Source organism: Streptomyces sp. NPDC001204 (genome assembly GCF_053598035.1).
In genome coordinates, this window is the sequence record NZ_JBSFJL010000048.1 from 45816 (window position 1) to 56796 (window position 10981).

The 10981-nt window shown below is 65.9% G+C and carries 10 protein-coding genes and 1 pseudogene; 9 read left to right on the top strand and 2 right to left on the bottom strand.

Annotated features, from left to right (window positions below):
* Nucleotides 1–119 precede the first annotated feature (119 nt).
* The 7 genes and pseudogenes from ACWC91_RS38730 to ACWC91_RS38760 all read left to right on the top strand — a co-directional run bounded on the left by ACWC91_RS38730 (nt 120) and on the right by ACWC91_RS38760 (nt 7291).
* Nucleotides 120–1016, top strand: a complete 897-nt coding sequence (locus ACWC91_RS38730) for a hypothetical protein (protein WP_281156445.1) — start codon at nt 120–122, stop codon at nt 1014–1016.
* A gap of 410 nt (nt 1017–1426) precedes the next feature.
* Complete coding sequence (locus ACWC91_RS38735) at nt 1427–1789, top strand: competence protein CoiA family protein (RefSeq protein WP_450641449.1); 363 nt, start codon at nt 1427–1429, stop codon at nt 1787–1789.
* A gap of 157 nt (nt 1790–1946) precedes the next feature.
* Nucleotides 1947–2854, top strand: a pseudogene (locus tag ACWC91_RS38740) (DEAD/DEAH box helicase); the annotation flags it as partial.
* A 382-nt stretch (nt 2855–3236) separates the two neighbouring features.
* Nucleotides 3237–3782, top strand: a complete 546-nt coding sequence (locus ACWC91_RS38745; RefSeq protein ID WP_281156443.1) for an RNA polymerase sigma factor — start codon at nt 3237–3239, stop codon at nt 3780–3782.
* Nucleotides 3779–5623 carry a GGDEF domain-containing protein gene (locus ACWC91_RS38750; protein ID WP_281156442.1) on the top strand — a complete coding sequence of 615 codons (1845 nt, stop codon included), beginning with the start codon at nt 3779–3781 and terminating at the stop codon, nt 5621–5623. Before ACWC91_RS38745 ends, ACWC91_RS38750 begins: the two co-directional genes overlap by 4 nt.
* Nucleotides 5624–6310: 687 nt before the next feature.
* Complete coding sequence (locus ACWC91_RS38755; protein WP_281156441.1) at nt 6311–6442, top strand: hypothetical protein; 132 nt, start codon at nt 6311–6313, stop codon at nt 6440–6442.
* A gap of 138 nt (nt 6443–6580) precedes the next feature.
* On the top strand, nt 6581–7291 hold the full coding sequence (locus ACWC91_RS38760; protein ID WP_281156440.1) for a hypothetical protein: 711 nt from the start codon (nt 6581–6583) through the stop codon (nt 7289–7291).
* Between the two features lie 316 nt (nt 7292–7607).
* Here the strand turns inward: ACWC91_RS38760 and ku are convergent, their stop codons facing one another.
* Nucleotides 7608–8393: a non-homologous end joining protein Ku gene (gene ku / locus ACWC91_RS38765; protein ID WP_450641446.1), complete on the bottom strand. Its 786-nt coding sequence runs from the start codon at nt 8391–8393 to the stop codon at nt 7608–7610.
* Nucleotides 8390–8590, bottom strand: a complete 201-nt coding sequence (locus tag ACWC91_RS38770) for a hypothetical protein (protein WP_281156438.1) — start codon at nt 8588–8590, stop codon at nt 8390–8392. The genes ku and ACWC91_RS38770 overlap by 4 nt, the downstream gene beginning before the upstream one ends.
* A gap of 1206 nt (nt 8591–9796) precedes the next feature.
* On the opposite strand from ACWC91_RS38770, the gene ACWC91_RS38775 reads away from it, so the two are divergent.
* Together ACWC91_RS38775 and ACWC91_RS38780 are read left to right on the top strand one after the other, a co-directional pair.
* Complete coding sequence (locus tag ACWC91_RS38775) at nt 9797–9991, top strand: hypothetical protein (RefSeq protein ID WP_281156437.1); 195 nt, start codon at nt 9797–9799, stop codon at nt 9989–9991.
* Nucleotides 9992–10550: 559 nt separating this feature from the next.
* A partial coding sequence (locus tag ACWC91_RS38780) for a S1 family peptidase (RefSeq protein WP_450641443.1) occupies nt 10551–10981 on the top strand: 431 nt, incomplete at its 3' end.

Genomic DNA, 10981 nt, shown 5'->3' on the forward strand with positions numbered 1-10981 from the left:
GCGGGGGCAGTTGCCCTCTGTGCCGACGAGGTAATCAGGGCCATCATGATGCGATGTCGTCTGCATCTGCGGTCACTCCAGCTGCTCTTCGTGAAGCCATAGCCGGTGCGTTGCACGTCGTGAAGTCCTATGACCTCGCCGCCGTGTGTGAGTACCTGGGACTGGAACCTCAGAAGCCTGATGAGGACCCGTTCAGGAGTAAGCGCATCTATGTGCGAGCGCGGTTGCAGGGCAAGTCTCTGCCCGAGCTCGTGGACATCGCGCGGCGCGTGATCAGGGAGTACGGCGACGACGATCTGAAGGCTCTGCTGGGCACACTGGGTGCTCGCGGCGTCGACGGGGAGTTGAAGAACCTGATCTTCGCCGCCGATGGTCCCAAACCGCAGATCGTGCTGCCCGACTCGATCAGCAACACCATCCGCATCGTGAAGAACGAGCAGTACTGCCTGGTATACGACCTGCCTCTGGAGGAGCGCGGGCTGAGCTGGGCAGACTTGGTGGCTTGGTGGGTTCGTCGGCACCCCGAGCAGGCGGGTGATCCAGCTCGGGCGCGCATCTCGCTGCGGGAGCGGCTGCGTCGCTCGCTGGGCGATAACGGTGCCGAGCTGCTGGTGTTCGATACCTACGTCAAGCTCGGCTTCGATCTCCCGGCGCTCATCCCCCAGGTCTACCTCCACTACGACCCGTACAGCGGTCTCAGTCGTCTTCCCCGCCAGCGGATGGACTTCCTGCTACTGATGAATCACCGCGCCCGGGCGGTCATCGAGGTCGACGGCATCCAGCACTACGGCCGGCATGTCGACATGCCAGCGATGCAGCAGCCTGGCCCCGTCTGGCTCGCCGATCCCGTGGCTTACGCCGCGATGGTGGCGGAGGACCGCCAACTCACGCTGCAGGGCTACGAGGTCTACCGCATCGGCCGTCACGAGTTGCGCGACCATCAAGCCGGACAAGCAATACTCACCGACTTCTTCACACGCCTTCTCAACCGCCACGGCCATCTCCAGCCGCGATAGCAAAGGAGATCCGCCGGCCATGTGCGTCAACCAGGTCACCCGTAACGACGCGCCTCCTTCTTTGTGGCCGGTCCCGTCCGCCGTTCCGCCGGCGCCCGGCCTTCGGGGCAGACACTCGTGAGCTCACCGCTGAACACCCGGAATGGGGGGCGACTTGACGCAACGCTTCCGGGCCTGGGATGCGGATGGGAATGGACCGCCATTCACCGAGTACGCCCACCTGCAGATCTGAGGTATCCAGAGTGCCACCACAGCATGCACGTCAAGGTGTCCCCGCTAGGCATGCAGTTCTTCGCCCACGCCGCCGGTGCACCGCGGTGCACGCTGGCAGAAGAATCCATGGCCCATCACCTGCTCAAGCTGGAGCTCGCCCAGGCGGCCCGCGCGGCGAGTAGGCCGCAAACCTCGAGGTGAGCGGCGCTGGCGCCAGCGGTAGCCGGCGGGCCGACGTCCTTGCCTCCACCGCAACCGGGCGCCGGGTCGCATTGGAAGCGCAACTGGCGAACATCACCGCGGCGGACATCCGCGCCCGCACCGAACGAATGCGCACCGCTGGCGTCAGGTCCTGCTGGTTCAGCGACCGCAACCGGATACCGTGGCTGGGCATCGTCCCCTTGGTCCGTGTGACCCGCCAGGAAGGCGGCCTCATCGCTGTACTCTCGACATCGGGCCTCGGGTCGCCCAGTCGCCCCGTCTCCCGCACCAGGTGCATGTCGTCGCGACCAATCGAACGAAGCTCCGCAGCTCAGGTCTCACAGCTCCGACCTGCGTAAACTCTGCAACTGCTGTAGGAGTCGGCGTGAGAATGACATGGCGTTTCGTCACTCATGTCAGCACCGGTCCGTCAGGGCCTGTCAGTACCGACTAGCAGGTCACTAGGACTACACGGCTGACACCCAGATGACGACTCTCTACTGACACTCCCCCGCAGCCGGTGATCTCGGTCGGCCCTGGGCGGCGATCCACGACAACACCCGCATCCCGGCGGATTTCCGGCTGTACCTCACGGCGACGCCGCGCATCCTGGCCTCGCCCCGGCCGCAGAGGGGCACGGGCGGCCAGGAGCTGGAGATCGCGAGCATGGCCGACGACCCAGACGGGACATACGGCGCATGGCTGGCCGAACTCGAGCTGAGCGAGGCGATCGAACGGGGCATCCTCGCCGGATTCGAGATCGACGTGCTGGAGATCCGCGACCCCTCCCCCCTCCCCGGGGAATCGTAGGAGGCGCAGCGGGGCCGGCGCCTCGCCCTGTTGCAGACCGCGCTCCTGGAACACGCCGCGGCGCACAACCTGCGTACGGCCATGACGTTCCACCAGAAGGTGGAGGAGGCCGCCGCGTTCGCCGAGAAGCTGCCCCAGACGGCCGCAGAGCTGTACGTCACCGAGGCGTCCGACGAAGCCCTGGCGGCCGCGGACCGGCTGCCGAAGTCATCGATCGACGCGGAGTTCTACGAGCTGGAGGCCGGCCGCCACGTCCCGCCGGACCGGGTGTGGTCGGCGTGGCTGTGCGGCGACCACCTCGTCAGCGAACGGCGCGAAGTGCTGCGCCAGTTCGCAGGCGGCATCGACGCAGCCGGGCGCCGGGTGCACCGTGCCTTCCTCGCGAGCTGTCGTGTGCTCGGGGAAGGCGTCGACATCACCGGCGAGCGCGGAGTCGAGGTCGTGTGCTTGCCGACACCCGCGGCTCCCAAGTCGAGATCGTGCAGAACATCGGCCGGGCCCTGCGGCTCAACCGCGACGGCACCACGAAGATCGCCCGGATCATCGTGCCCGTCTCCCTCCAGCCCGGCGAGGACCCGACCGACATGGTCGCCTCCGCCAGCTTCCGCCCCCTGGACCGTCGACCCCGCGACTCTCGAAAAGAGCCGGCAGCTCCAGGAGCGGGGCGGCGCACTGTAGGTCAGAGACAGAAACCGACGACACCGACCTGCCCACCGAACTCACCGCACAGCCTCAGAAACGAGATCACCGAGTGGTCGTCGATACACCACCTCGGTGGACGTGACCAAGGCGCCCCGGCTTCATCTCCTTCTTGGAAGAGTGGACTACCCGTTTGGTGCGCGTGCGGGGACCTATTGGTTGAAGGCATCCGATGAGAGGGGAGCGCGTGCTGATGGTTGCTTCCGTGTGGCATCCGTCTGCTGACTGGCAGGTCTGCTCGCTCCGCGTACGCCGGGCAAGACGTGCGGTAGCAGTTGGCGGGGTACGTCGAGGGTCTTGGGCCTCAGTGTGGTGACGGATCCAAGGCTCGCCGTCTATCGGGAGCAGCATCCGCGGTTGGTCGGTTACGTCAGCCGGCGTGTCCGGGACGAGACAGCTGTCGCTGACATCTGCCAGCAGGTGTGGGTCGCGTACTTCCGCCGTTCCTGGCAAGGCTACGAGGATCCAGTGGCACCACTGTTCGTTATCGCCAGACGGCGGGTGGCGGACTGGTTCGAGGAGGCCGGCAAGGCTGCAGAGCTGCTCGGCGACGCATTCTTACACGAGATGCTGGACCGGGGTGGAGCCAGAGAGGGAGAAGAGAGTGACCGCGCGGCGGCGCGGCTGGATGTTCAGCAAGCCCTCGCTCGCCTGTCTGAGCGACAACGGCAGGCAGTGACCTTGCGTTACATCGACGGTTTGGATCGCGGCAGCGCCGCCGAGTTGATGGGAATCGGCGTCGAGGGCCTGAAGAAGCTCATCAGTTCAGCGAAGCGGGAGCTTCGGGCCATGCCCGAGCTTCAGGGCTATCTCTTCCCTCTCGGCCAAGGGGTACGCGGATGACGCACGAGCAGAGCGAGCCGGGCATGGAGATGCTCGAGACATTGATCGCCGAGTTGGGCGAACCTCGCCCGTCCTTCACGGACGACGAGTTGACCTCCGGGTTCCACAAGGTGATGGAGCAGCTCGGCGAGCACGGCTCTGAGCAGAGCTCTGAATCCGACTTCTCGGCAGAGAAGGCGGAGATCGGTAGCGCCGCGTATGCTCTGGGCCTGGAGTTTTCCCAGCGCGCGGACTGCGAGCGCGCCGCGTACTGGTTCCGTCTCGCCTCCCGGCATGGGGTACCGGATGCCGCCTACGAACTGCATGCCATCGAGCAACGGCGTGCCTCCGCTCACACCACTGACTCGCCGGACACTGCAGCCGGCGCCTGGGAGGCGTCAGCAGCACGGCTGGCGCGGTTGCGGCAAGCTTGCGAGCGCTTACATGAGGCCAAGAGCCTGGCCCACACCCTCAAGGCTGTCACCGACGGCCTGGTGAACGATCTCGACTACGGGGTGTCCTGCCTGAATCTGGTTCGCCCCGACGGTGATCTGGCCGTCATCGCGGTGACGGGCAACGACACCGCTGAGACGTTCATGGTGGGACGCGTCGGACCCCGCGCCGCATGGGACGTCCGTCTGTCGATGGGTGAACGCTGGGGAGATGTTGTCTACGTCTCTCACGAGATCGGATGGACCACCGACGGAGACGGTGTTCCTTCCTGGCACACGGAAGGAACAGGCTGGGCCCCGGGCCGCTGGCATGCTGCGGATCGTCTCTTCGCCGAGATGCGCACCGCTGACGGTGACTTGCTAGGAGTCCTGTCGGTCGACGATCCACGAGACGGCATGCTGCCGGGGCCTTGGGAGCTGGAGGCACTCCAGCTTTACGCTGCCCAAGCCGCATTGGCCATCACCAACGCCCGGCTGCGTACCGAGGCCAAGCGTGTGTTGGCTCGTTCGGGGCGCGAGCAGACGCGTCTGCAGGTGAACGAGGACCGGCTCTTCCGGACTGTGACCCTGTCACCGAGGCCCATGGCCTTGGCTGCTGTGCCTCCAGGCCACGGGAGCAAGCTGCTTAAGGTCAACGACGCCCTCTGCCGGCTCCTCGATCGGAGCCCCGACGCCTTGCGCGAATTCTCCATGGAAGACCTCGTCCACCCAGATGACCTTGCCGACTGGTTCCGCATCTCGTGGGCGAACGCCAGCAGCACAGTGCGCCTCACTCGCCGCGACGGCACCTACGTCACCACCACCATCAGCATCAGCACTGCGTCCGTCACCGACCACTCCCAAAGTGCGGATGGTCCCCGCTACTTGATCACTGTGGAGCAGTGCAGTAACGACCGGTCCAGCCGTGCTGCAGACGTCACCTGTGATCCGCTTACCGGCGCACTCACCGGCGAGGTGCTGCGCAGCGAGTTGCACCGGTTGTGCAACACATCGAGCCCACGTGAACGTGTAACGAGCCTGGCCGTGCTCTCCGTGGGGCTTGACGACTTCACGCAGGTCAATACTGAGTTCGGACAAGATGTGGGCGACGAAGTGTTGATCGAGGTCGTGCAGCGATTGACCAAACTCTCCCATCCCGGGGATCTTCTAGCCCGCACAGGTGGCGATGAATTCTCGCTCCTGGTGGTGGGACGGTCCTTCCAGCAACTCGACGAACTTATTACTCGTATTCACACCGCCCTCAGTCACCCGATTCGCGCTGGCTCGGCCACACTTCGGCTGACCGCTTGCATCGGGCGCGGCTGGGCCAGGCACGGGATGACTCCGGAGCAAGTTCTCAACTCTGCTGATCAGGACATGTTCTTCATCAAGACCCTGAGGAAAACAGCACAGTTGTCACGCACATCGTGACAGCTGGGGAATGCTAGACAGCCTCCCATCTCCTCCCTTCCGGTTTACGGAGGCGAGTAACCACTCGCCTCCGTGACCAGCCCTGCCCGCACACATGACATAGCGGGCTCAAGAAGACGATCCAAGAAAGGTGAAAAATATGGAACTGGCAGAAATTCTGACCCAGTGTAGCCGTAGACGACGTCGTTTTCTTCACCATGCCGTACGGAGAGCGCAATTTAACCAACGGTGTCATGGCAGGTTTCGATGTGCTTTACGAAAAATACTTCGCCGAGGCCGTTCGGTCGCTGGATCTGACTCCTGAACGGGCTGACAGGATCCCGGGAACGACCGAAAGTCCGTTGTCGCCGCATGGAATGGCGTCGACCGGGCTGGTGTAGTGGTCATCGATCTATCCTTCCCCTCTACGTCGGTCGCGATGGAGTTGGGTTGGGCGATGTGTCTGCGCAATCGGATGATCCTGATCCACCATGAAGGCGCCGAAGTACCGACCAACATCGTCGGGCAGGTACGGGCGATCAAATATCGCTGCGATATGACAGGGCTTCCGGACTTGCAGGACGCGTTGCGGAGCGCGATCGAGAAGGCCCGTCAGCAGAGCACGCCGGAGATGGACCCCTCGGTGCTAGCCCCGTCGACAATGCTTACAGCGCCGACGGATTCGCTGCACTCTTCAGGACGTTCTACATGGCCCTGGACGAAAGACAGATCAGCTACCTGCAAGGCGCAATCCAACTCGTGACACAGGCCAAAGCTGCCGAACAGATCCAGCAACCCCTTGAAGAGCTCGACATCACCGCGACCTTCAAGGAGATCTGACGAGTCAGCCCACAAGCCCGCGAACACAAGGCGAGGGCGTTCGAGATCCGTTTGGGCCCTCTTGCCAGGGAACCAGTTACGCGCGTAGAACGTTGAATGGCTGCCCTGTCTGACGAACGCCGCCAGCTAGGAGGCACCTTGTCCGGACCGCACTCCCTCACCGCCTGGGCACGACGTCCCGGGGCGTTCCTGTCGGCCGCCACCTTCCTCGTGTCCGTCATCATGTTCGTGCGCAACCTGATCGCAGCGGCCGGCGTGAACGACTACGGCCGACCGGTCGCCCTGCTCGCTTTCGGCATCCTCATGGCACAAGCAGACTCCATCAAGCAGCAGTTGCTGTCCACGCAGGAGGAACTCGCTCTTCTCCGGGACAGCTCACCGAGTGTCATCACCTACAGAAGCCAGAAGTCGTTCTACTCCGAGCTCCGCAAGGCGGTGGAGAAGGCCGAGGACTGCGTGCGGGCCACCTACTTCCGGACCGTTCCTCCGACGAAGCTCGAACCCGAAGCCCGGGAGTACTTCAAGGCGTGCACGGACTGGGCCGCAGAGGACTCAGACCGCCGACTCATGCGGATCATGTGCAAACCCAGGACCTCGGAGATGAAGGAGTGGGCCCGCCAGCAGAACAATCTCGCCGCCCGCCTCGGAGGCCTCCGCTACGTCCTCAGGACGTTCGACAGCGCCGGCGTGGACCCGCTGAGTATCGCCATCATCGACGAAAAGACCGTCTTCTGCGCCTTCACGGACGAGGGAACCGTCAGAGGATTCAGCGTGGTCTCGCCGGATCTGGCGAAGTACTTCGCCGAGTACCACAGGAAGCAGTTCGAGGCCGGTGAGGACATCTGCTGACGGAACACCGATCGCTTGGTGCGAGGGCTGCCATGCCCCGATGACAGGCAACGCAGCCGCCCGTCCAGTCCACACGTTGGCGCAGCAGGCGCAGGTGGTGATGTGCGCCTGGTAGGCACGGTCCGCGCCCGGTCCGCCCAGGCTGGCTCGGGTGCAGGACCGGCCCGCCGCAGCGGCGCAGCCCGCGTGCCGGCTTGGTGCGGACAGGCCACGCGCCAACGTGGATCTGCCGCGAGTCTGCGACGCGGTCGCCCTTCTGTCACGCCAACAGGACCCGTTTGCGGAGGAGTTGGAAGCCAGCCTGGCCAAACAACGGTTATGGCCGATGCCGTGCCGATGGACGCTTGTACACCCGCTCGGCAGCCCGGACGCTCTCCTGCAGTGCTGCCATCAGGTCCAGCACCGGGGTAGGCTCCGTCGGCTCGACGAGCTCACCGTCGGTGATCTTTGCGTCCACGAGCTGCTCCAGGGCGTGGGCGTAGTCGTCGTGCACCTCGCGCACGTTGATGCCGGTGAGATCCCGGATCAGCACCTCGGCCAGTTCCAGCTCCCGGTCGGTGACTGGCGTGGAGGGTGCGAGGTCTCCGGGGTCGCGCAGCTCGTCCTGCCATAGGAGAGTCTGGAGGATGAGTATGCCGTGGCGGGGGCGGAGCAGCGCCAGGCGCTCCCGGCTGCGCAGGGCGAGTTTGAAGACGGCGACGTTGCCGGTGCGGGCGAGTGCCTCGACGAGCAGGGCGTACGGGCGGTCGGCGGCTGGTCCGGGTCCCGCGTAGTACGGCCGTCCAAAACTGATCGGGTCGATGTCCTCGAAGGGAACGAAGCCCAGCACGTCGATGGTCCGCTTTGTGGGCAAGGGCAGGTGCGCGAGGTCTTCCTCCGTGAGGGGCACCACGCTCCCGTCTGCCAGGGCAAATCCCCTGCCGACTTGTTCGTAGGGGATCTCCCGGTTCTCGGCCTTGCAGAAGCGGCGGTGCTCGACGCGGCTGCCGTCGGCGACATGGATCTCGTGGAGACGCACGGGATGCTCCACCGTGGCCGCGTACAGCCTGATCGGCAGAGCAACCAGCCCGAACTGGATCATCCCGGACCACACGGCCTTCATCCATCCAGGTCGCTGGTCAGATGGAAGGTCTCGGAGCCGATCAGCGGAACGGTGGTGCGTTCCAGACCGACCAGACCGCCGACACAGACGTTGACGATCACCAGCAGCGTGAACTGCAGCCAGTTCTCGCGCAGGCCCAGCCGCACCGGCGGGCCGCCACTGTGCGTCCGGTCGCTGGCCGGGCTGTGGGTCTTCATCTCGTGCCTCCGACCCGCCTGACGCCCTGAGCGGGGGCCGCGAAAAAAATCTTGATGCGGACCGCCGCAGGCGACCAGGACCACTGGGTGCCGCCGCGGGTGGTGAAGGTGGCCGTGAGGCGTCTGGGAGGGGACTCATTCACCCTGCCGACGCGCCGAGCGAGCGGGGTTGGGTGCTGGGGTTTTAGCGTCGTAGTGCCTTGCGCTGTGACAGGACCGCAGGGCGATGGACGGCCCCTGCACGCAGCGCCCTGGGCAGGGGCCGCCGTCCTGCCTGGACAGTAAGGCGAGCAAGGTCTCGGTCACCGTCAGTGCATTGCTTGGGGCTGGCTATGCGCAGCGGTGGTTGGCCTTGCATTCCAGGGCCAGCGAGCTCAAACACCCCGTCGCTGTAGGGGCGGTCCGCGGCCGGGATGCGCACCGTCTGCTGGCGCATGAGTCTGGCGATCCTCTCCTTCATCATCGCCTTCGGTGTCACCAAGGCGTTCACCAACCTCGCCGCCGGCGCCCTGACCACCCGCTTCCGTCGCAAGCAGATCCTCGTGGCCGGCCGGATCCTCGGCATCCCCGTCCCATTCATCCTCGCCTGGGCGCCGTCCTGGAGCCTGATCGTCGCCGCGAACGTTCTGCATCTACCCGATCCTGTGGGGCCTGGGGCAGACCTACACCGGCCACCTCGCCGACCGCATCGGCCGCAAACCACTCATCGTGTGGGGGATGCTCCTGCAGGCCGCATAGGCACGGCCATGGTTCTATCCGGCGCTGATCGCCTCGGTCTCCGACCACGTCCACCCCGCGTGGCGGGCCAACGCCCTGGGCACCTAACGCTTCTGGCGCGACATCGGCTACGCCGTCGGCGACCTCATCGCCGGCGTCCTGGCCGACACCCTCAACCTGAACGCCGCTGTCAGCGCCGCGGCAGCCCTGACCGCAGCCTCCGGTCTGCTCGCCGCGCGGTGGGTCTCCGACCGCCACGGCCCCTGGACCGAACCACCGCCCCGCCGCCGCGGGTGCCCGGGCCGCCTGCCGCCCCGCGGTCGCGCCCACCGCGACGGCGGCGGGCCGTCGGCGAGGTCGCGCTCGCCATGAATTCCTCGTCGGCCCGACCGCCGGGGCATCGCCCAACAACGACTCCCCACCCCGCTCCACCGACCAACGCAACAGTCATGCACACGCGATGCCTGACCGGCGCTCTTCAAAGCCGACGTGGTCCGCGAACTGCGGGCTGAAGGCCGCCCCGTCGACCCGCTTGACCTCACGCAGGCGTACCTGACCGAGCACATCAAGCAGTTCGGCGAGTACTCCCCCACGAGCTCGGCATCACCCCCTGACGACTACGACGCCCGCCTGGACGTCGACTTCAGCGTGCTCGGCGGCAATGACAAGGCGGCAGCAGCGTGACGGACAAACCGGCCGGGACCATACCGGACAGCCCCCGCAGAACCTCGCTTCCCGAACCCCGTCCCGCCCCCGTGCGTGACGCCGGTACGGTGTGAAGGGCGGGCCCGGCCATGCCGCTCAGCGCGATCCACCCCGAGCACAGCGTCCTGGACCTCACCCTGGAGGGTCTCGGGTGCGAGGGCCGCATCACCTGGAAGCAGATCCACCGGGCTCGCCCGCGCGTGCCACTGACCTGCCCCGAGTGCGAGTGGGGACTGTGCCCCAAAGTCTCGCCGCACGGCGCCCGCCCAGTGCCAGGGCGTCACCGTGCTCGGCACCGGGCGGGCGGCAGCCACCACCAGCCGCGTGTCTGCGTCCACGATGATCTGCACGTTCGCCGAGAACCGGTAGTTGCGAAGTCCTTCGCCGGGCAGCCTCCCTCACTCCGGGCCTCGGGTTTTCCCCAGTACGGAGGGGAAGAGGGCCATACCATCGGCTGACCCGTTACCCGGATGGTCTGGCAGGCATCGAAACAACGAGGCTGAATGCGCACGGATCCACCGCACAAAAGGAACCACCTGTGTTCAGCTTCAAGCCACTGCGCCGCCATACCGCCCGCACCGCTGCCGTCGGCGTTCTCGCAGCTGCGGCCTGCGCCACTGTCATGGCCGGCAGCGCCGGAGCCATCGTCAACGGATCGAACTCCACCGAGCACTACCCGTTCATGGCGACCGTCCCCGAGTCGGCCCCCACGCTCGGTCTGAACGACGGGAACTGCGGGGCGTCGCTGATCGATAAGCAGTGGGTACTGACGGCGGCCCACTGCGTGAAGGGTGACGGCCTGGAGCTGGACGGCATCGTGCGCGTCGGCAGCGAGCACCGCAAGTCCGGCGGCACTGTCCGGAAGATCGACCGGATCTTCGTCCACCCCGGCTATGTGAACGGCGAGGGCAAGGCCGCCAACAACAACGACCTCGCGCTGATACGCCTGGACCGCCCGGTCGCCCAGCA